This window comes from Roseateles sp. P1_C1_2, from assembly GCF_056406535.1.
The window spans coordinates 134,448-155,282 of the sequence record NZ_JBFUAB010000017.1; the positions used below are offsets into that span (position 1 = coordinate 134,448).

Consider the following 20,835-nt stretch of genomic DNA (forward strand, 5'->3'; position numbering starts at 1 on the left):
CGGGTAGCATCAACCCGCCCACCTCCGTCGAGTCAGGAGATCCGCCATGAGACTTCAGCTTGCCCGCCTCTTCGGCCTGTTCCTCTTGTGCCTGAACTTCGCCTGGGCCCAGCCGGCCGACGTGGCGCGCAGCAAGGACCACCCGCTGCTGACGCGCTACCCGAATTCCCACATCGTCGAATACGCCAGGAACTTCAACGGCGCGGACTTCGCCGTGGCCCGCGGCGCCGATGGCAACCCGACACGCAAGCGCGTCGAGGGCGACATGACGGACATCCTCTACTTCCACAACGACGGCGACCGCCAGCCCAGCGCCTTGCAGCTGATCCGCAACTACCAGAACGCGATCAAGGGCATAGGCGGCGAAGTGGTCTATGAGCGCCTGCCCAAGGACGGCGATGGCGGCGAGACGACCTTGCGTGTGAACGCCGGTGGCAAGGAGGTGTGGGTGCTGGTGGAGCCCGGCATCTTCAGCGCGCCGACGCAGAGCTACAAGCTCACCGTCGTCGAGGTGGCGGCGATGCAGCAGGTGGTCACGGCCAACAAGATGCTCGACGAGATCAACAAGAACGGCTTCATCGCGCTGTACATCAACTTCGACACCGGCAAGGCAGAGCTCAAGCCCGACGGCCAGGCCACGGTGCGCGAGATCGTCGCCATGCTGAAGGCGGCGCCGGCGCTGAAGATCGCCGTCGAAGGCCACACCGACAACGTCGGCTCGGCCGCGGCCAACAAGAGCCTGTCGGAGCAGCGCGCCAGGAGCGTGATGAATGCCGTGGCGGCGGGCGGCATTGCGGCCGCCCGTCTCAGCGCCGCGGGCCTGGGCGCGGAGCGGCCGATTGCCGACAACCGCAGCGAGGAAGGCCGCGCCAAGAACCGGCGCGTGGAGCTCGTCAAGAAGCCTTAAGCGATCAGGCCTGCCAGCCTGCCCGGCTGGAAGTGCAGGTCGACGAAATCCGCCAGGCCGTCGAAGACGGCATCCAGCGACCGGCCCGGCTGACCGAACAGGGCCTTGAGCACGGCGGGCTGCTCGAAGAGGCCGTGGGCATAGACGCCCAGCACCTGGCCGGCCTGCCAGCCGACGGCCTCGCCGGCCGCGTTGCGCAGGGCCACGCGGGGCGGCGGCAGGCCGGCATGGGGCTGGGTGCGGCCGTGGCGGATCTCATAGCCGCCGGCCTGTACGCCGGACAGGGCCTGCCAGCCGCCATCCAGCGAAGTGGAGAAGCTGAACTCGGCACTGCGCAGCAGCTTTTCGGGCTCGAAGACGGTCACCAATGGCAGCAGGCCCAGGCCCGGTGCATTGCCGTCCAGGCCGTGTGGGTCGATCAGCGCCTCGCCCAGCATCTGCAGGCCGCCGCAGATGCCGAGCACCCGGCCGCGGTGGCTGTTGATGGCGGCGTCGAGCTTTTGCGCACGCAGCCAGGCCAGGTCGGCCGCAGTGGACTTGGAGCCGGGCAGGATGATCCAGTCCACGCCTTGCAGATCCTTGGGTTCGCGCGCCCAGCTCAGGCGCACGCCGGGCAGCTGGCGCAACGGCTGGAATTCGTCGAGGTTGGAGATGCGCGGGTAGGCGACGACGGCGATGCGCAGGCCGCTGCCGGTCGTCGAGTCGTCGAACACGCCGTCTTCTTCCGGCAGGCCGTGGCCGCGCCACATCGGCAGCGTGGCGATGGTGGGCACGCCGGTCAGGGCTTCGAGCTGCTCGGGCCCGGGCGACAGCAGGCCGGCGTCGCCGCGGAAACGGTTCAGCACGAAGCCGCGCACCAGCCTGCGCACGTCCTCGGGCATCAGCTGGTGGGTGCCGTAGAGATGGGCGAAGGCGCCGCCGCGGTCGATGTCGGTGACGAGCAGGCACGCGGCGTTGGCGTCGCGTGCGGTGCCGAGATTGACGTAGTCGCTGGGCGCCAGGTTGATCTCGGCCGGCGAGCCCGCGCCCTCGATGACGACCACATCGTTCTCGCGCATCAACTCGTGCAGGGCGGCGCGGGCGCGCGGCTTGAGCAAGGCGCTGCGTTCGCGCCAGGGGATGTTGGCCATGGCCGGGTCCACCTCGCCGAGCACGACGACCTGGCTCTGCGTGTCGGCCTCGGGCTTGAGCAGCACCGGGTTCATGCGCACCTCGGGCACGCGATTCGCGGCCAGGGCCTGGAAGTACTGGGCGCTGCCGATCTCGCCCATCAACCCATTCACGCCGGGCACGACACGCGCGTTGTTGCTCATGTTCTGCGCCTTGAACGGCGCGACCTTGAGCCCCTGGCGGGCATACCAGCGGCACAGCGCCGTGGCCAGCCAGCTCTTGCCCGCGCCGCTCGTCGTGCCGAGCACCATCACCGCTTTACTGCTCATGAGTCTTCGCTTTCGATTTCAAGCAGGGCCTGCTGCAGGTCCTGCTGGGCGGCCGGAGGCTGGGCCGACACGCGCACCCAGCCGGGCAGGCCGAAGGAGGCCGCATCGCGCACGCGGATGCCGCGTTCACGCAGGCGCAGCGCGTAGTCCGGCCGTGGTGGGCGGGCCAGCCAGAAGTGGGTGCAACTGGGCTCCTGGAGCCAGTCCAGGTCGGCCAGCATCGCGCGCTGCTGTGCCGTCCATTCACGCAGCTGAGTGCGAGCTTGGGCCAGCCAGGCCTGCGTGTCGTCGCTGTGCCAGTGCATCAGCATGGCCACGCCTTCGGCGGACAGCACCCAGCTCGGCGCGAGCGACAGCGCATGGGCCCAGACGTCGTCGGCCATGGGCGCAACGAGATAGCCGGCCCGCACGCCGGTCAGGCCCAGGGCCTTGTTGGGGCAGATGAGCTGCCAGGCGCCGGGCGGCAGCGTGCTGGCTTCGCCGTGCAGGCGCAGCGGCTCGTAGGCACGGTCGACCACGACCAGGGCGTCGAGCGCGGGCCATGACGCGACGGTGGCGCCGGTCGGGTTGCAGGGTTCGCAGATCCAGACCAGGGCCGGCGCCGTGGGTTGGATGTCAGCGGGCGCGGCATAGGCCTTCACAGCCAGGCCCAGCGCTTGAGCGGCGAGGGCGTAGTCGCCAAAGCCGGGTTGCGGCACCCAGACCTCGCGGCGACCGGAGAGCATCGCCGCCAGCGTCAGCCGGCGTATGCCCTCGGCGCCACCGGCCGTGGGCAGGATCAACTCGGCATCACCGAGGTGGCGGCGCAGCGCGCGATAGTTCGGATCGGGGTAGGCCTGGCGGTTGGCGGCCTGCACGGCACTCATCAACGTCGGCGGTGGGCCCATGGGGCTGGCGTTGGTCGAGAAGTCATGTTCGGCCGGCGGGCCGTCGTCCGGCCCGCCATGCTCCGGCAGCAGCACTTCCCTCATGCCCTCAGCGCCCAGGCGAGCGCGGCGATCAGCACGGCGCCGACGATGACGGCCTGCTGAGCCACGGCGCGGGCGGCATGCAGGTCGCCGGCCTGCACCGGCGCGCCTTCGGCATTCAGCGCATAGACATCGGGCTTGGACAGCCGCCGGCCCAGCCGCAGCGCCATCGCTGCCATCGGCCAGCCGCTGTTGGGCGAGGGTGTGCGCCGAGCTTCGCGCGGCAGCCGGCCAAAAGACGGCGGCATCAGCACCAGGGCCGTCAGCCGCGCCGGCAGCCAGGACAGCAGATCGTCTGCCCGCGCCGCCCATTTGCCGCACCACTCGCGCTCGTCGCGGTAGCCCCACATCGCGTCCGCCGTGTTCGCAAAGCGGTAGATCGCCGCGCCCGGCAGGCCGGCGATGGCGAACCAGAACAGCGGCGCGATGACCGAATCGTTGAGGTTCTCGGCCAGGGTCTCGACGGCGGCCTCGCGCACCTCGGTCTCGCTCAGCGCCGAGGTGTCGCGGCTGACGAGGTGCGACAGACGTGTGCGGCCGGCGTGCAGCGATTCGTTCAATGCGGTCTCCACGGCGATGGCCTCGTCGGCCAGCATGCGCCAGGCCAGCAGCGGTTTCAACAACAGGCCGATCAGCACCGCGGCGCCGACGAGGCGCAGCGGCGAGTTCCAGGGCTGCAGCAGGAGCAGCACCCAGCCCTCCAGCCACAGCGCGATGAAGGCGACCAGCGCAACGCCGACAAGCCAGGCCAATGCGCCAGCGATGAAGCCCAGGACCGGTGGCAGCCTGGTCAGCCTGAACAGGCCGAGGTAGCGCCCCATGCCGACGACAGGATGAGCCCAGGCCGGGGGCTCGCCCAGCCGGTCTACCAGCAGGGCGATACCCATGGCCAGCGGCAGCAGCAGGTTCATGAACCACCTAGCGGCGGCAGGCGAGCCACCAGGCCGCTCTTGAGCCGCTCGGGCCGGCGGTCCCAGGCCAGCAGGCCGTTGCCGGGCTCGGCATGTTGGGCCGCCACGGCCAGCAGCGCGTCAACGCTGGCCGCGTCGGGCGCGAGCTGCCCGAACAGATAGCTGTGCTTGCCGGCGCCCTGCAGGGCCGCCGTGCAGCTCTGCTTGCAGGCCGCCATGCAGGCCTGGCCGTGGATGGGCAGCGGCCAGTCGCGCGCCAGCGCCGCGTTCTCGACGGCCTCCAGCAGGGCCTGGCCCTGCCCGTCGGCGCAGGTGGTGCAGATGACGAGGGCGCTGCTCATCAGTCTTCGATGCCTCGCTGGGCCGGCACGCCGGCCTTGTAGTGGTGCTTGATCATCGTCATCTCGGTGACGGTGTCGGCCAGCTCGATGAGCTCGGCCGGCGCGCCGCGCCCCGTCAGCACGACGTGCACATGCGGCGGGCGCTCGCGCAGGCAGGCCAGCACCGCCTCCAGCGCCAGCCAGCCATAGCGCAGCGGGTACATGATCTCGTCCAGCACGACGAGGAAATGGTCGCCCGCTCGGATGACCGATTCGGCCCGGCCCCAGCCTTCGCGGGCCAGCTCGGCGGAATGCTCCAGGTCCTTGCTCTTCCACGAGAAACCGTCGCCCAGGCCCTCGATGGGCACGCCCAGCTGCTCGAAGACGCGGTGCTCGCCGAAGCGGGCGCTGGGCACCTTCATGAATTGGTAGATGCGCACCGGCTTGCCGCGGCCATGCGACCGCAGCGCGAGGCCGAAGGCGGCGGTGCTCTTGCCCTTGCCGTCGCCGGTGTGGACGATGACGAGGCCGCGGCGTTCGCCGCTGGGGATGGCGCGCTCGCGATTCACCGGCGGTTGTTCGATTTCCATGTCAGCTATCCATGATGTTGTCGCGCGGGACCTTGCGGGCCGAGCGCCGGGCCGCTCCCTAGCCGGCCCGCGTAGGCGATGTGCTTGCCGGTCGAGCCGGCAAGCGTCGCCGTCCCTTCGGGGGACCGGCCAAGGCAATCCTTGGACGAGGGGCCGAGGAAGAACGCGGCCACAGCTTCCGGGTTGGAGGGGAAGTAGTGGTGCACATAGCTCGCGCGCAGCGAGCCCTGCTGGTAGAGGGCCTCGGCGGTCTTGCCGCCGTTGGGGTTGCTCGCCTGCGCGATCGGCGCCAGCGGCGTCTGCAGCGTCGAGTAGTGATAGCTGTGGCCGCGCAGCGGGCCCTCGGGCCAGTCAATGGCCTGCAGACCGAGGGCCGCCAGGCGATGCTGCACATGGGCGCGGCCTGGCATCAGGCCGGCCATGCCATGGGCATCACCGGCCGCGTCGGTCAGTGAATCCAGCAGGGCCAGCATGCCACCGCATTCGGCAAGCAGCGGTTTGGCCGATGCGACATGGCCGTGCAGGTCGTCGAAGAGCGCCGCGTTGTTGCGCAGCGCCCTGGCATGCAGCTCGGGGTAGCCTCCAGGCAGCCAGAGTGCATCGCAGGCGGGCAGGCGTTCGCCCGCCAGCGGCGAGAAGAAGACGAGCTCGGCGCTGAGGGCCCGCAGCAGGTCGACGTTGGCCGGGTAGATGAAGCCGAAGGCGGCGTCGCGGGCGATGGCGATGCGCCGGCCCAGCAGCGGCTTCGGCGGCGGCGGTTCGGCCGTGTCCTCGAAGCTCAAGGGCTTGAAGGCCAGGCCTGGCCGCAGGCCGGCCTCCCAGGCATCAGCCCAGGCGTCGAGCTGGGCGTCCAGCTCGGGCTGTTCCAGCGCCTGCACGAGACCGAGATGGCGTTCGGGCAGGATGAGCCTGGGCTCGCGCGGCAGCGCGGCGATCAGCGGCAGGTCGTCGGGCAGGCCTTCGCTGAGCATGCGGCCATGCGCCGCGCTGCCGATGCGGTTGGCGATGACGCCACAGTGGTGCAGCTCGGGCCGGAAACGCGCCAGCCCCGTGGCCAGGGCCGCGAAGGTCTGGGCCATGGCCGAGGCGTCGATGACGCAGACGACCGGCAGGCCGAAGGCGGCGGCCAGGTCGGCGCTGCTGGGGCTGCCGTCGAACAGGCCCATGACGCCTTCGACGAGGATGAGGTCGGCCTCGTGCGCCGCCTCGGCCAGCAGGGCCTGGCAATGCTGGAAGCCGCCCATGAAGAGGTCGAGCTGGTAGACGGGCTGGCCGCTGGCGCGCTCGAGGATGCTGGGGTCGAGGAAGTCGGGCCCGGTCTTGAACACGCGCACGCGCTTGCCGCGACGGGCATGGCTGCGGGCGATGGCCGCCGTGATGCAGGTCTTGCCCGAGCCTGAGGACGGGGCACTGATGAAGAGAGCGGCGCAGGAGGTCATAGGGGCAGGGCGACCCAGCGCCCTTCGATCTGAGCGATGTGCAGGCGGGGGCCGAAGACCTGGCGCAGGGCTTCGTGTGTGGTGGCGTCACCGGGCGCACCGGTGTGCACGATGCGACCGTCGGCCATCAGCACGAGGTGGTCGGCCTGCAGCGCGAGATGCAGTTCGTGCAGCACGCTGACGACGCTGTGGCCGGCCGCGACGCGGGCGCGCACCAGGGCCATCCACTCCGCCTGGTGGGGTGGGTCCAGATGGGCGAGAGGCTCGTCCATCAAGGTGAGCGGCGCGTCGACGGCCAGCGCACGGGCCAGCAGCACGCGCTGGCGCTCGCCGCCCGAGAGTGACCCCAGGCGGCGCTCGCGCCAGGCCCAGCTCTGTGTGGCCTCCATCGCCGCCTGCACGGCGGCATGGTCGGCCGCGGTCGGTGGCGCCAGCCACGGGCGATGCGGCAGGCGGCCGAGCATGACGACGTCATGTGCCATCAGGTCGTCGGCGCCGGTCTCCTGCTGGCCCATCCAGGCCAACTGGCGGGCGCGTTCGCGGGAGGGCCAATCGTGGAGCGGTTTGCCGGCGAGTTGAATCGCGCCGTCACAGCGCTGCAGGCCGGCGATGGCGCGCAGCAGCGTCGACTTGCCGGCGCCGTTGGGGCCGACGATGGCCGTCCAGCGGCCAGCGACGATAGCCAGCTCGATGTCATGGATGAGGTCGCGGCCGTCGATGCGGACGCGGTTGATGCGGGCCTGCAGCGCGTTCATCGCTTGGGCGCTCCGCGGCGGTGCATCAGCACCAAGAGATAGACGCCGCCGAGCAAGGCGGTGACCAGCCCGACCGGCAGCTCCTGTGGCCGCATCAGCCCGCGTGCCAGCACATCGGCCATCAGCAGCAGCGCGCCGCCGGCCGCGGCCGACATCAGGATGAGCTTGCCGTGCAGCATGGGGCAGAGCGTGCGCACGAGATGGGGCGCCACCAGGCCGACGAAGGCGACGATGCCGGTCTGCGCGACGGCGGCCCCGGTGGCCAGCGCAAACGCGAAGATCAGCAGCAGCCGCATCAGACCCATGCGCATGCCCAGCGACGCGGCCGTGGCTTCGCCCAGGGTCAGCGCGTCCAGGGCCGGGCTGGCCAGCAGGCCGATGACGACGGCTGCGACGCCGCAGGCCGTCATCACCGTGACGCTGCTCCAGCCCAGCAGGCCGGTGTTGCCCAGCAGGAAGGCCTGCATGGCGCGCAGGATGTCTGGCGCCCACAGCGTGGCCAGGCCGGTCAGTGCATTCAGCACGACGCCGACGACGACGCCGGCGAGCAGCAGCCGCAGCGTCTGCTCGACGCCGCGCGCCAGGATCAGCGTCAGCCCCACGCCCACCAGCGTGCCGACGAAGGCGATGCCGGTCAGGCCGACATGGGCCAGCAGCGACGAGGTCTGCGGCGAGATGCCAGTCAGTGCCAGCGCGATGGCGACGGCCAGGCCGGCGCCCGAGGCGCTGCCCAGCAGATAGGGGTCGGCCAGCGGGTTGCGGAACAGGCCTTGCGACATCGCACCGGCCATGCCGAGCAGCGCACCGGCCAACCAGGCGCCCAGCGAACGCGGCAGGCGGATCTCCCACAGGATGATGCCCATGCTGTCGTTGCCCAGGTCGGCCCAGCCGGTGCTGCCGACAGCCACGCCGGCCAGCACGCCGAGACCGCCGATGACCAGGAGCAGCGTCAGCAGCAGCCCGGGGCGCATGCTCATCACGAGGAGGCCTTTTCTCGCAGGCACCTGGCCATGATCTGCGCCGCCTCGGCCATGCGCGGGCCCGGGCGGGAGAGGATGTCGCCGTCCTCAGGCTTGAAGACGCAGATGCGGCCGCGCTTGATGGCGTCGATGCGGTCCCAGCCGGGGCGCTGGGTCAGGCCCTCGGAGCCGCGCAGGCCGATCATGATCAGCGCGGGGTTGGCCTTGACGACGAACTCGGGATTGATCTTGGGGAAGGGACCCAGGCTCGCCGGAATGATGTTGCCGGCGCCGAGCTTGGTCAGCGTCTCGCCCATGAAGGACGATTCGCCTGCCGCCCAGATGCCGCTGGCCACCTCGTAGTAGACGCGCACGCCACGCGCCGAGGCCGGCACGCTGCTGGCGGCTGCGGCCACGCCAGCTTCGATGTGGCGCCAGACGCGCTGGGCGTCGGTCACCCCCAGCACCTGGCCCATGATGTTCAGCACGCGCTGCACGTCCTTGTAGGAACGCGGCTCCAGCGCGATGACCTTCATGCCGAGGGCTTTCAGCCGTTCGGCCACGCGCGAGGACACGGCCACCAGCACGACGTCGGGTTTCAGCGACGCGATCAACTCGACATTGGTGTCTTCCATGCCACCGAGCTTGGGCAGGGCGTTCACGCTCGCGGGGAAGTTGGAATAGCGGTCGACGCCGACCAGCCTGGCACAGGCGCCGAGTTCGCAGACGGTCTCGGTCAGCGAAGGCAGCAGGCTGACGATGCGCTGCGGCGGCGTGGTGATCTGCGTGACCTGGCCGAGATCGTCCTTGATCTCGACGGCGGCGGCCGGCAGCGCGATGGCCAACAGCAGCAGCGCAAGCAATCTATGCATGGTTTGAATCCTCGACGGGGCGGGTCCAGGCCTGGCCCGCCACCATCAGTGTCAATTGGCCACACAGACGGGCCACGTCCTGGTTGAGCCGGCCGAGTTCGTCGATGTAGTCGCGCACCTCGCGACCCAGCGGCGACACGCCCCAGCCGACCTCGTTGGAGACGAAGACGACGCGGGACGTCAGCCGGGGCAGCAGGTCCAGCAGCGCGGTGCGCTCGGCCTGCCAGCCGGCCGTGTCGGGCAGGCCGCTCATCGGCATCAACCAATTCACCAGCCACAGCGTCAGGCAGTCGACGACAACCAGGGTGTTGGCGTCATCGGCTTGTCGAAGGGCCGCGCTCAGGGCCAGCGGGGCCTCGAGGGTCTCGAAGCCCGCCGGCCGGGCGGCGCGGTGGTGGGAAATGCGCTCGCGCATCTCGTCGTCCGCGGCCAGCGCGGTGGCGATGACCACCACGCGGCCCGGCCAGGCCAGGGCCAGCTTCTCGGCCCGGCGCGACTTGCCGCTGCGTTGGCCGCCGACGATGAGTTCGTGTGCGCTCATGGCGCCATTAAAGCGTGGGGGTGAAGCGCAGAGAGATCAGCGCCGTGCGCGGTGCCGAGGCGTAGCCATAGGCCGTGGACGTCTCGCGGTCGAAGGCGTTGTCCAGGTTCAGCTGCAGCTTGAGATCCTTGCGGAGCTTGTACTGCGCGCTGAAGTTGACGAGGCCATAGCCGCCCAGCTTGCGCGTGTTGGCGGCGTTGTCCCAGCGCGCGCCCGAGGCCTGGACGCTGCTGCCCAGCAGCCAGTCGCCCAGCTCGGTGTCGGCACCCAGCGTGGCCAGGCGCTTGGCGCGGCGGGCCAGCAGCAGGCCGGTGTTCGCGTCGGTGGGCTTCTGGAAGTCCATGGTGGCGCGCAGGTTGACGATGCCGGCCTTGGTGGCACCGGCCAGGGTCACGCCGCGCAGGCGGGCCGCCGACACGTTCTGGTAGCAGCCGAAGGCGCTCTGGCAGCTGCCCGCCGCGCCGAAGATGATGAGGTTGTTGACGCGGTTGCGATAGGCCGTGGCGGTGAATTCGGTGTCGCCGCTGCCGTACTTCAGACCCAGCTCGACATTGCGGCCGCGCTCGGCTTCCAGCGGCTTGACGCCGGGCTTGCTGAGGTCGGGGCCGTAGACGGTGCCTTGCTGGTACAGCGTCGGCGCGCGGAAGGCGTTGCCGATGGAGCCGACGACGCGCAGGCCGCTCACGACCTCAAAGCCGGCCAGCAGGGTGCCGGTGTCGACGCTGCCGAACTGGCTGTCGTCGTCGTGGCGGGCATGGGCCTGCAGGCTGAAGGCGCCGGCATTGAGCAGATAGCCCGCGCCGAAGGCATTGCGGTGGCGCTTGCCGACGCCGGCGGTGACGAGGCCGCTGTTCTGCAGCTCGTCCTCGATGCGCTCACCCTGGAAATTGACCTGCTGGCCCTTGCCGATGAGGTAGGAGCCGGTCAGGGCCAGGTTCTTGACCTTGGTGACGGTCAGATAGGGCGAGGGGCTGGTCTCGTAGCGGTCGCGCGACTCGCCATAGCTGAGCTGGGTCTGCAGGGCGGGTGCCCATTGCGCCGTCCAGGCCAGGCGGGTGGCGTCGGTGTCCTGCAGGCTGCGGTCATCTGCCAGGGGCCTGGACTTGGAGGCGTCGTATTGGCCGTTGATGTGGCTGCGGATGGCGATGATCTCGGCGCGATGGCCTTCGGCCAGCTGGGCGCCGACGCGGGCCGTGCCCTGGTATTTGCGCCAGCCGTCGCGGTCGGGGACGTAGCTGAAGGAGCCGGGATAGTCGACGGTCGAGTTGAAGCCGTCGCTCTCCTCGATGGCGCCGGTGAAGGCGAAGTCGATGATGCCTTGGCTGCCGAACAGGCCGCCGTCGGCCTTCATCGTGCCCTGGGTGCCCAGCCCGATGCCGAGGTCGGCGCTGACCTTGCCGCCGCCCTTGCGGGTGAAGATCTGCACGACGCCGCCCACGGCGTCCGAGCCGTAGATGGCACTGGCCGGGCCCTTCAGCACTTCGACGCGCTCGACCTGGGAGACCGGGATGCCCTGCCAGCTGGCGCCGCCGGTGGACTGCGAGTCCATGCGCACGCCGTCGACGAGGACCAGGGTGTGGCGCGTGTCGGCACCGCGCAGGAAGAGGGAGGTCGTCGAGGCTGCACCGCCGTTGCGGACCATCTCGGCGCAACCGTTGTTGCGCAGCAGGTCGGCCACGCTGGCGGCGGCCTGGCGTTCGATGTCGGCGCGGGTGATGACGGTCAGGTCGGCCAGCACCTCGGACAGGCGCTGCGGCGTGCGCGCGGCGGTGGTGACGACGGTGTCGAGCTTGTTCTGGGCGTGGGCGGACGAGGCCAGGGCCAGCACGGCCAGGGCGAGCAGCGACCGACGGGCCGCGAGGAGGGAATGAGGCATGAAAGGAGACGCGAACGAACACCCAGCCGTGCTGACCCCCGCAGCAAGGCTGAAAAACGGCCACCGCGCAATTGCGCGAGGCGGCCCCGTCGTTGGCCGGTATCCGGGCTGATGGCGCTGCATTCGAGACCTTCCCAGCCGTGAAGCCAGTGGTCATGGATCGAACGCTGAGGCTTGTGTGAGCCTCGTCCACTTACCGTTGCGGGGACAGCTCAGGTTAGGCGTGCCGCGTGGCGGTCTGCCCTCCTGATTCCCGTTGAACTGCATCCGCCGTGAAGGCGGGCGCGAGCACCAACGGGGGGGATTCTATCGATGGCCGCTGGCCGGGGCCGAGGGCTTGTGAGGCCGGGCCGTCTTCGGTGGCTTGAGCTGAACGACCGGCGGGCTGCTGGCGGCCTGGACCGGCGCCGGTGGTGCCTGCAGGCCGACGGCCTGGGCGCGCTGGCGGCGGGCCTCGGCCTCGCTGGCGCGGCGCGACTGGGCCAGGGCGGCCGCTTGCTTGGCGTCGGCCAGGTGGCGGTCCCGCGCGGCCTTGCTGTCGGCGGCGCTGGGTTGGTCGAAGCTGACGCTGCTGGGGCCTTCGCCCGCGGGGCAGGGGGAGTCGCGCAGGTCGCGGCCCTCGGGGCCGCAGCGGAAAACCTGGGCGCTGCGGGTCTGGGTCTGCGCCAGGGCGGGCAGGGATGCGAGGGCCAGAACCAGCAGCAGCGGCTTCATGGAGCCGGAGTTTCTACCGGCGGCTCGGGTTTGGGGGGCTTGGGGCGCGGCGGTTTGGCGTGAATTTTGGCCAAGGCCTTGTCCATCTGGCCGCTCAGCATCAGCTCGACGGCGCCGTAGCTCTTGGCTATGCAGTCCTCCACCGCCTGGCGCTCGGCCAGCGGCGGCTTGCGCAGCACATAGTTGGCGACCTCGGCCTTGTGGCCGGGGTGGCCGATGCCCAGCCGCAGCCGCCAGAAGTCGCCGCTGCCGAGCTGGGCCCGCATGTCCCTCAGCCCGTTGTGGCCGCCGTCGCCGCCGCCCTTCTTGAACTTCATCTCGCCGGGAGGCAGGTCCAACTCGTCGTGGATGGCCAGGATCTCTTCCGGCGCGATCTTGAAGAAGCGCGCCAGCGCCGCGACCGACTTGCCCGAGAGGTTCATATAGGTCATGGGTTCCAGCAGCCAGACGGGGCCGCTGGCACCCGGCGCATGGTTCACGCGGGCCACCAGCCCGTGATAGGCCTTGTCGGGTGCCAGGCTCACCTTGAGGCCACGGGCCAGGCCGTCTATCCACCAGAAACCGGCGTTGTGGCGTGTGTCTTCGTACTCGGCACCCGGATTGCCCAGGCCCACCATCAGCTTGATCATGAACGTGATCGTAGCTTTTGCCCTCAGCAATGCTCCASCTACATTCGGCCGGGAAACTTGGCTGCAACCAGGAGTGGACCGAATGCAGAACAAGAAATCCAAGGGCGCAAACAAGACCTGGATCTGGGTGACGGTGGCCGTCGTCGTCGTCGCGGCTGCGGCGTGGTGGTGGAAGGGCCGGGGTGGCGAAGGCGCCGCCGACGGCCCGGCCGGCGCGGCATCGGCGGCATCCGGCGCCGGCGCAGGGCGGCCGGCCGGTGGGCGCTTCGGCCGCAGCGGGCCGCAGCCGGTCACCGTCGCCGCCGTGCAAAAGCGCGACATGCCCGTCGTCGTCGACGCCATCGGCAGCATCGCCGCAGCCGATACCGCCGTCGTGCGCGCCAAGGTCAGCGGCGAGCTCAAGGCCATCTACTTCCATGAAGGCCAGCCGGTGAAGGCCGGCCAGCTTTTGGCGCTGATCGACCCCAGGCCCTATGAGATCGCCCGCGACCAGGCCCTGGCCACGCTGGCCCGCGACCAGGCCCAGCTGGAGAACGCCCGCGCCGACCTGGCCCGCTACAAGGACCTGGTGGCCAAGGACGCCGCGCCGCGCCAGCAGCTCGACACCCAGCAGGCCCTGGTGCGCCAGCTGGAAGCTACGCTGCTGTCCGACAAGGCCGCCGTGGACAACGCCAAGCTGCAGCTGTCCTACACCCGTGTCACGGCGCCCATCGCCGGCCAGGCCGGCTTGAAGCAGGCCGACCTGGGCAACAACATCACGCCGGGCGATACGAATGGCCTGCTGACCATCGCCCAGACCCAGCCGGCGGCGGTCGTCTTTGCCGTGCCCGACGCGCGCCTGCCGCGCATCCGCCAGCAGCTTGGCGACAAGCAGGCCTTGCCCGTGCAGGCCTGGGACCGCGAGCGCCGCAGCAAGCTGGCCGAAGGGCGCGTGGCCAGCACCGACAACGCCATCGACGCCACCACCGGCACCATCAAGGTCAAGGCCTTGTTCGAGAACAAGGACGGCGGCCTCTTTCCCAACCAGTTCGTCAATGTGCGCCTGCAGCTGGACACGCTGAAGGATGTCCTGGTCGTGCCGACCGCGGCCGTGCAGCGCGGCTCGCAGGGCATCTTTGTCTACGTGGTGGCCGACGGCCAGGTGGCCCTTCGCAAGGTGCAGACCCTCGCGACCGACGGCGATGCCACCGCCGTGCAGGGTGAGCTGAAGGAGGGTGACCAGGTCGTGACCGACGGTGCCGACCGCCTGCGGGACGGCGGCAAGGCCGAGGTCATCAAGGTGCCGGCCGGCGGTGCCTCCGGTGCGGGTGGACGTGGCGGCCGTGGGCGTGGCGCTGGCGCGGCCAGTGCGCCGGGCGCGAGTGCCAGTGGCGCGAGCGCAGCGGCGGCTGCCGCCGACGGCGAGCGCCCGCGCTGGGCCGACCGCGTGCCGCCCGAGATGGTCGAGAAGCTCAAGGCCATGAGTCCCGAGGACCGCCGCACCTGGATCCAGCAGCACCGCGCCTCGGCTCCCGCCCAATGAGGAAGCTGTGAACGCACCCCGCGCACCCGCTCATCCCGCCGCAACGCCGCCACACGGCGTTGCAAATGCTCGCCGTAGTCCCTGCTACGGCTGTGCTTTGCGCCTTGATTGGCGACGCCGCGACGGTCTGTTCGGCCGCGCAGAGTCCATTCGCAGCTTCCCATGAACCCGTCACGTCTCTTCATCGCGCGGCCGGTCGCAACCTCGCTGCTGATGCTGGCCATCGTGCTGGCCGGCGCCCTGGCCTACCGGCTGCTGCCGGTGTCGGCCTTGCCCGAGGTCGACTACCCGACCATCCAGGTCACGACGCTCTACCCCGGTGCCAGCCCCGACGTGATGACCTCGTCCGTCACTGCGCCGCTGGAGCGCCAGTTCGGCCAGATGCCGGGCCTGGCGCAGATGTCGTCGACCAGTTCGGGCGGCGCTTCGGTCATCACGCTGCGTTTCGAGCTGAGCCTGGCCCTGGACGTGGCCGAGCAGGAGGTGCAGGCCGCCATCAATGCCGGCAGCAATCTGCTACCCAGCGACCTGCCCATGCCGCCGGTCTACAGCAAGGTGAACCCCGCTGACGCGCCGGTGCTGACCATCGCCATCAGTTCGACGACGCTGCCCATCACGCGCGTGCATGACCTCGTCGAGAGCCGGCTGGCGCAGAAGATCTCGCAGGTGCCGGGCGTGGGCCTGGTGGGCATCGCTGGCGGCCGGCGGCCGGCCGTGCGCATCCAGGCCAACCCGGGTTCGCTGGCCACGCTCGGCCTGTCCATCGACGATGTGCGCACGGCCATCTCGGGCGCCAACGTCAACCAGTCCAAGGGCAGCTTCGACGGCCCGCTGCGCGCCTCGACGCTGGACGCCAACGACCAGCTGCGCAGCGCATCTGAATACGCCAATCTGGTGATTGCCTACAAAAACGGCAACGCGGTGCGCCTCAAGGACGTGGCCCAGCTGGTGGACGACGCCGAGAACCTGCGCCTGGCCGCCTGGGCCGGCCAGGCCAGCAAGTCCAGCGTGTCAGCCGTCATCCTGAACGTGCAGCGCCAGCCGGGCGCCAATGTCATCGAGACCGTGGACCGCGTGCGCGCCGTGCTGCCGCAGCTGCAGGCCAGCCTGCCGGCCTCGCTGGACGTGCAGCTGCTCAGCGACCGCACCACCACCATCCGTGCCTCGGTGACCGACGTGCAGCACGAATTGCTGTTCGCCATCGTGCTGGTCATCGGCGTCATCTTCGTCTTCCTGCGCAGCCTGCCGGCCACCATCATTCCCGCGGTGGCCGTGCCCGTGTCGCTGGTGGGCACCTTCGGCGTCATGTACATGGCAGGGTTCTCGATCAACAACCTGACGCTGATGGCCCTGGTCATCTCCACCGGCTTCGTGGTGGATGACGCCATCGTCATGATCGAGAACATCGCCCGCCACATGGAGGAGGGCGGTGAGGCCGTCAGCGCCTATGACGCGGCGCTGACCGGCTCCAAGCAGATCGGCTTCACCATCATCTCGCTGACGGTGTCGCTGATCGCCGTGCTGATCCCGCTGCTCTTCATGGGCGACGTCGTCGGCCGCCTCTTCCACGAGTTCGCCATCACGCTGGCCGTGTCCATCCTGATCTCGGCCTTCGTGTCGCTGACGCTGACACCCATGATGTGCGCGCGCCTGCTCAAGCATGAGCACGACGAGGACCATGGCTGGCTGTGGCGTCGCGTGGGCAAGGCCTTCGACGACACCATCGCCGGCTATGGCCGCATGCTGAACTGGGTGCTGGACCGTTCGGCCGCGACGTTGATCGTCTTCATCGCGACGCTGGGCCTCACCGGCGTGCTGTATCTGCTGGTGCCCAAGGGCTTTTTCCCGGTGCAGGACACCGGCCAGCTGCAGGGCATCACCGAGGCGGCGCAGTCCACCTCCTTCAGCGCCATGGCCGAGCACCAGCAACGCCTGGCCGAACGCGTGCTGAAGGATCCGGCCGTGGAGACGGTCTCGTCCTTCATCGGCGTGGACGGCGGCAACACGACGCTGAACCAGGGCCGCCTGCAGATCTCGCTCAAGCCCAAGGAGGGGCGTGGCGCCAGCGCGGCCGAGGTGGCGCGGCGCATCGCCGACGCGGCCGCCGACGAGCCCGGCATCGCGCTGTACCTGCAGCCCGTGCAGGACCTGACCATCGAAGACCGCATCGCCAAGACGCAGTACCAGTTCACGCTGTCTTCGCCGGACTCCGCCGAGCTGAGCCGTTCGACGACGGCCGTGCTGGAGCGGCTGCGTGGCCTGAAGCAGATCGTCGACGTGGCCAGCGACCAGCAGGAGAAAGGCCTGCAGGCCTACGTCGACATCGACCGCGATGCGGCCGGGCGGCTGGGCGTCAGCGTCGCGGCCATCGACAGCGCGCTGTACAGCGCCTTCGGCCAGCGGTTGATCTCGACCATCTTCACGCAGAGCAACCAGTACCGCGTCGTGCTGGAAGTGGCGCCCGAGTACCGCCAGGGGCTGGACGGCCTGAAGCGCCTCTATGTGCCCGGCGCGGGTGGCGTGCAGGTGCCGCTCAGCTCGGTGGCGCGCTTCAGTGAGAGGCTGGCGCCGCTGGCCGTCAACCACGTGGCGCAGTTCCCGTCGTCGACCCTGTCCTTCAACCTCGCGCCGGGCGCCTCGCTCGGCGAGGCGGTCAAGGCCGTCCGCACCGAGGTCGATGCGCTGCAGCTGCCACTCAGCGTCGAGACGCGATTCGAGGGCGCGGCCCTGGCCTTCCAGGCGTCGCTGACGAGCACGCTGCTGCTCATCCTCGCGGCCATCGTGACGATGTACATCGTGCTGGGCGTGCTCTACGAGAGCACCATCCACCCGCTGACCATCCTGTCCACGCTGCCCTCGGCGGGACTGGGTGCGCTGCTGGCCCTGCTGGCCTTCCGCCTCGACCTGGACATCATCGCCATCATCGGCATCGTGCTGCTGATCGGCATCGTCAAGAAGAACGCGATCATGATGATCGACTTCGCCTTGGAGGCTGAACGCGACCACGGCAAGGCTCCGCGCGACGCCATCTTTGAGGCCTGCCTGCTGCGCTTCCGGCCCATCCTGATGACGACGATGGCGGCCCTGCTCGGCGCGCTGCCGCTGATGCTGGGCTCGGGCGTGGGCAGTGAGCTGCGCCATCCACTGGGTGTCGTCATGGTCGGCGGCCTCATCGTCAGCCAGTTGCTCACACTCTTCACGACGCCGGTCATCTATCTCGGCTTCGCGGCGCTGGCTGCGCGTTTGAAGCGCGGCCGTAAACCCGCAGAGGCCGCGGCGTGAACCCGTCACGCGTCTTCATCGAGCGGCCGATCGGTACGGCGCTGATCACTTGCGGCCTGGCCCTGGCGGGCGCCATCGCCTATCTGCTGCTGCCGATTGCGCCGCTGCCCCAGGTCGAGTTCCCGACCATCTCGGTCAGCGCCTCCCTGCCCGGTGCCAGCCCCGACACCATGGCCGCCACCGTGGCCACGCCGCTGGAGCGCACGCTCGGCAGCATCGCCGGCGTCACCGAGATCACCTCGTCCTCGTCGCTCGGCAGCAGCCGCGTCACGCTGCAGTTCGACCTCAGCCGCGACATCGACAGCGCCGCCCGCGACGTGCAGGCCGGCATCAACGCCTCGCGCGCGCTGCTGCCCACCGGCATGCCGAGCAACCCGAGCTACCGCAAGGTCAACCCGGCGGACGCGCCCATCATGATCGTCGCGCTGACGTCGGACACGCTGACGCGCGGCCAGATGTACGACGCCGCCTCCACCGTGCTGGCGCAGCGGCTGTCGCAGGTCGACGGCGTCGGCCAGGTCAGCGTGGGCGGCGGCGCGCTGCCGGCGGTGCGCATCGAGCTGGACCCGAACAAGCTGTCGGCCCAGGGCATCTCGCTGGATCAGGTCAGGGCAGCCGTCGTCGCGACCAATGCCAACCGGCCCAAGGGGCAGCTGGAGAGCGGTGACCGCACCTGGCAGATCATCGCCAACGACCAGGCCCGGCTGGCCAGCGATTACGCACCCCTGGTGCTGAGCTACAGGAACGGCGCCGCCGTGCAGCTGCGCGACGTGGCCTCCATCGAGGACAGCGTGCAGGACCTGCGCAACGACGGCCTGGCCAATGGCCGCTCGGCCGTGCTGCTGATCCTCAACAAGGCACCCAGCGCCAACATCATCAAGACCGTCGACACCGTGCGGGCCCTGCTGCCGCAGCTGCGCGCCTCCATCTCGCCGGCCATCAATGTCGACGTCGTCATGGACCGCACGTCCACCATCCGCGGCAGCATCAAGGAAGTGCAGCGCACGCTGGCCATCTCCTTCGGCCTGGTCATCGTCGTCGTCTTCATCTTCCTGCGGCGCTTCCGTGCGGCCCTGCTGCCGGCCGTGGCCGTGCCGGTGTCGCTGGCCGGCACCTGCGGCTTCATGTACCTGCTGGGCTACAGCATCGACAACCTGTCGCTGATGGCGATGACGGTGGCCACGGGCTTCGTCGTCGACGACGCCATCGTCGTGCTCGAGAACATCTCGCGCCACATCGAGCGCGGCGTGCCGCCGCGGGAGGCGGCGCTCAAGGGGGCCAAGGAGATTGGCTTCACGGTCGTCTCCATCTCGCTGAGCCTGATCGCCGTCTTCATCCCCATCCTGGCCATGGGCGGCATCGTCGGGCGGCTGTTCCGCGAGTTCGCCGTCGTGCTGTCGGTGGCCATCCTGGTGTCCATGGTGGTGTCGCTGACCACCACGCCCATGATGGCCGCGACGCTGCTCAAGCCGCATGCCCAGGCGAAGAAGCCGGGCCGCTTCGGCCGCTGGCTGGCCCGTCTGCAGCGCGGCTTGATGCGCGGTTACCGCCGCAGCCTGCGCTGGACCCTGCGCCATCAGCCMATCGCGCTGCTGGTACTGGCCGGCGTCGTCGCGCTGAACGTGCACCTCTACATGACCATCCCCAAGGGCTTCTTCCCGCAGCAGGACACGGGGCTGATGATCGGCGGCGTGCAGGCCGACCAGGCCTCCTCCTTCCAGTCCATGCAGCTCAAGCTGCGCACCTTCCACGACATCGTGCGCGCCGACCCGGCGGTGGCCAACGTCACCGGCTTTACCGGTGGCGGCCAGCGCAACAGCGCCAATATGTTCATCAGCCTGAAGCCGCAGGCCGAGCGCGAGGAGAGCATCGATGCCGTCATCAACCGGCTGCGCGGCAAGCTGGCCAAGGTGCCGGGCGCCAACCTCTTCATGGCGCCGGTGCAGGACATCCGCATCGGCGGCCGCCAGTCCAACGCCTCGCTGCAGTACACGCTGCAGGCCGACGACCTGAATGACCTGCGCACCTGGGAGCCGCGCATCCGCCGCGCGCTGACCGAGGTGCCGGAGATCACCGACGTCAACACCGACCAGCAGGACAAGGGCACTCAGACATCTCTCGTCGTCGACCGCGATGCGCTGGCGCGACTGGGCATCACGATGAGCGCCTTCGACGGCACGCTGAACAACGCCTTCGGCCAGCGCCAGGTGGGCGTCATCTACAACCCGCTGAACCAGTACCGCGTCGTCATGGAGCTGGCGCCCGTCTGGCTGCAGAGCCCGCAGACGCTGGACCGGATGATGCTGACGAGCAGCGCCGGCCAGCAGGTGCCGATGTCGGCGGTGGCACGCGTCGAGGTGACGAACACGCCGCTGTCGGTCAACCACCAGAGCGGCACGCCGGCCAGCACCATCAGCTTCAACCTCTCGGAAGGTGTGTCGCTGTCGGACGCCGTCGCCGCCATCAACGACGCCGTGGCCGGCAGCGGCGCACCGGTGTCGGTGCGCGGCAGCTTCCAGGGCACGGCTCAGGCCTTCCAGGCCTCGCTGAAGTCCCAGCCCCTGCTCATCCTCGCGGCCATCGTGACCATCTACCTGGTGCTGGGCATGCTCTACGAGAGCCTCATCCACCCGATCACGATTCTGTCGACGCTGCCGTCGGCCGGCGTCGGCGCGCTGCTGGCGCTGATGGCCTTCAAGACCGACTTCACCATCATTGCGCTGATCGGCGTCATCCTCTTGATCGGCATCGTGAAGAAGAACGCCATCATGATGCTGGACTTCGCCATCTCGGCCCAGCGCGCGGCCGAGGAGCGTGGCAGCCGGCTGAGGCCTGGTGCCGCCATCTACCGCGCGGCCCTGCTGCGGCTGCGGCCCATCCTGATGACGACGGTGGCTGCCGTCTTCGGAGCCGTGCCACTGGCCCTGGGCCATGGCGAAGGCGCCGAACTGCGCGTGCCGCTGGGCATCTCCATCGTCGGCGGCCTGCTGCTGAGCCAGCTGCTGACCCTCTACACCACGCCCGTCGTGTTCTGCTGCATGGACAGGCTGAGCCGCAAGAAGCGCCAGCCAGCCCCGGCCCCTGCCAATGTCCTCCAGACCGCGACCTGAA

General features: G+C 69.8%; 17 protein-coding genes and 1 riboswitch. Of the genes, 4 read left to right on the plus strand and 13 right to left on the minus strand.

All coding sequences use genetic code 11. The features are described 5' to 3' along the window. Positions 1-46 precede the first annotated feature (46 nt). The gene (locus AC1D2H_RS18100) at positions 47-907 is read left to right on the plus strand and encodes an OmpA family protein (RefSeq protein WP_477934523.1); all 861 of its coding nucleotides are present in this window, start codon (positions 47-49) and stop codon (positions 905-907) included. Here the strand turns inward: AC1D2H_RS18100 and AC1D2H_RS18105 are convergent. The 13 genes from AC1D2H_RS18105 to pth form a co-directional block, all read right to left on the minus strand. Next, positions 904-2,346, minus strand: coding sequence for a cobyric acid synthase (locus AC1D2H_RS18105; RefSeq protein ID WP_477934525.1), 1,443 nt, complete (start codon positions 2,344-2,346; stop codon positions 904-906). The genes AC1D2H_RS18100 and AC1D2H_RS18105 overlap by 4 nt on opposite strands. Beyond that, positions 2,343-3,317: an aminotransferase class I/II-fold pyridoxal phosphate-dependent enzyme gene (locus AC1D2H_RS18110; protein WP_478011933.1), complete on the minus strand. Its 975-nt coding sequence runs from the start codon at positions 3,315-3,317 to the stop codon at positions 2,343-2,345. Before AC1D2H_RS18110 ends, AC1D2H_RS18105 begins: the two co-directional genes overlap by 4 nt. After that, complete coding sequence (gene cbiB / locus AC1D2H_RS18115; protein WP_478011934.1) at positions 3,314-4,225, minus strand: adenosylcobinamide-phosphate synthase CbiB; 912 nt, start codon at positions 4,223-4,225, stop codon at positions 3,314-3,316. The genes AC1D2H_RS18110 and cbiB overlap by 4 nt, the downstream gene beginning before the upstream one ends. Then, positions 4,222-4,566 (minus strand): DUF1636 family protein, encoded by a 345-nt coding sequence (locus tag AC1D2H_RS18120; RefSeq protein ID WP_478011935.1) that lies wholly within the window; start codon positions 4,564-4,566, stop codon positions 4,222-4,224. The genes cbiB and AC1D2H_RS18120 overlap by 4 nt, the downstream gene beginning before the upstream one ends. After that, positions 4,566-5,135, minus strand: a complete 570-nt coding sequence (cobO, locus tag AC1D2H_RS18125) for a cob(I)yrinic acid a,c-diamide adenosyltransferase (RefSeq protein ID WP_478011936.1) — start codon at positions 5,133-5,135, stop codon at positions 4,566-4,568. Before cobO ends, AC1D2H_RS18120 begins: the two co-directional genes overlap by 1 nt. A gap of 5 nt (positions 5,136-5,140) precedes the next feature. Further along, entirely contained in the window at positions 5,141-6,574 is a 1,434-nt protein-coding gene (locus AC1D2H_RS18130; RefSeq protein ID WP_478011937.1) for a cobyrinate a,c-diamide synthase, read from the minus strand. Beyond that, complete coding sequence (locus AC1D2H_RS18135) at positions 6,571-7,329, minus strand: ABC transporter ATP-binding protein (protein ID WP_478011938.1); 759 nt, start codon at positions 7,327-7,329, stop codon at positions 6,571-6,573. The genes AC1D2H_RS18130 and AC1D2H_RS18135 overlap by 4 nt, the downstream gene beginning before the upstream one ends. Continuing rightward, entirely contained in the window at positions 7,326-8,306 is a 981-nt protein-coding gene (locus tag AC1D2H_RS18140) for a FecCD family ABC transporter permease (protein ID WP_477934539.1), read from the minus strand. The genes AC1D2H_RS18135 and AC1D2H_RS18140 overlap by 4 nt, the downstream gene beginning before the upstream one ends. Beyond that, positions 8,306-9,160, minus strand: a complete 855-nt coding sequence (locus tag AC1D2H_RS18145; RefSeq protein ID WP_478011939.1) for an ABC transporter substrate-binding protein — start codon at positions 9,158-9,160, stop codon at positions 8,306-8,308. Before AC1D2H_RS18145 ends, AC1D2H_RS18140 begins: the two co-directional genes overlap by 1 nt. After that, positions 9,153-9,701, minus strand: a complete 549-nt coding sequence (cobU, locus tag AC1D2H_RS18150) for a bifunctional adenosylcobinamide kinase/adenosylcobinamide-phosphate guanylyltransferase (protein ID WP_478011940.1) — start codon at positions 9,699-9,701, stop codon at positions 9,153-9,155. Before cobU ends, AC1D2H_RS18145 begins: the two co-directional genes overlap by 8 nt. A gap of 7 nt (positions 9,702-9,708) precedes the next feature. After that, positions 9,709-11,577 (minus strand): TonB-dependent receptor domain-containing protein, encoded by a 1,869-nt coding sequence (locus AC1D2H_RS18155; protein ID WP_478011941.1) that lies wholly within the window; start codon positions 11,575-11,577, stop codon positions 9,709-9,711. Positions 11,578-11,654: 77 nt separating this feature from the next. Beyond that, positions 11,655-11,888: riboswitch (cobalamin riboswitch) on the minus strand. Further along, on the minus strand, positions 11,884-12,291 hold the full coding sequence (locus AC1D2H_RS18160) for a hypothetical protein (protein ID WP_478011942.1): 408 nt from the start codon (positions 12,289-12,291) through the stop codon (positions 11,884-11,886). Its footprint overlaps the riboswitch before it by 5 nt. Then, entirely contained in the window at positions 12,288-12,920 is a 633-nt protein-coding gene (gene pth / locus AC1D2H_RS18165) for an aminoacyl-tRNA hydrolase (RefSeq protein WP_478011943.1), read from the minus strand. Before pth ends, AC1D2H_RS18160 begins: the two co-directional genes overlap by 4 nt. An 82-nt stretch (positions 12,921-13,002) precedes the next feature. Here pth and AC1D2H_RS18170 point away from each other — a divergent pair, with 82 nt between their 5' ends. The 3 genes from AC1D2H_RS18170 to AC1D2H_RS18180 all read left to right on the plus strand — a co-directional run bounded on the left by AC1D2H_RS18170 (position 13,003) and on the right by AC1D2H_RS18180 (position 20,834). Beyond that, complete coding sequence (locus AC1D2H_RS18170; protein ID WP_478011944.1) at positions 13,003-14,442, plus strand: MdtA/MuxA family multidrug efflux RND transporter periplasmic adaptor subunit; 1,440 nt, start codon at positions 13,003-13,005, stop codon at positions 14,440-14,442. Positions 14,443-14,604: 162 nt separating this feature from the next. Beyond that, on the plus strand, positions 14,605-17,724 hold the full coding sequence (locus tag AC1D2H_RS18175) for an MdtB/MuxB family multidrug efflux RND transporter permease subunit (RefSeq protein WP_478011945.1): 3,120 nt from the start codon (positions 14,605-14,607) through the stop codon (positions 17,722-17,724). Then, positions 17,721-20,834, plus strand: a complete 3,114-nt coding sequence (locus tag AC1D2H_RS18180; RefSeq protein WP_478011946.1) for a multidrug efflux RND transporter permease subunit — start codon at positions 17,721-17,723, stop codon at positions 20,832-20,834. The genes AC1D2H_RS18175 and AC1D2H_RS18180 overlap by 4 nt, the downstream gene beginning before the upstream one ends. The last annotated feature ends 1 nt before the right edge of the window (position 20,835 follow it).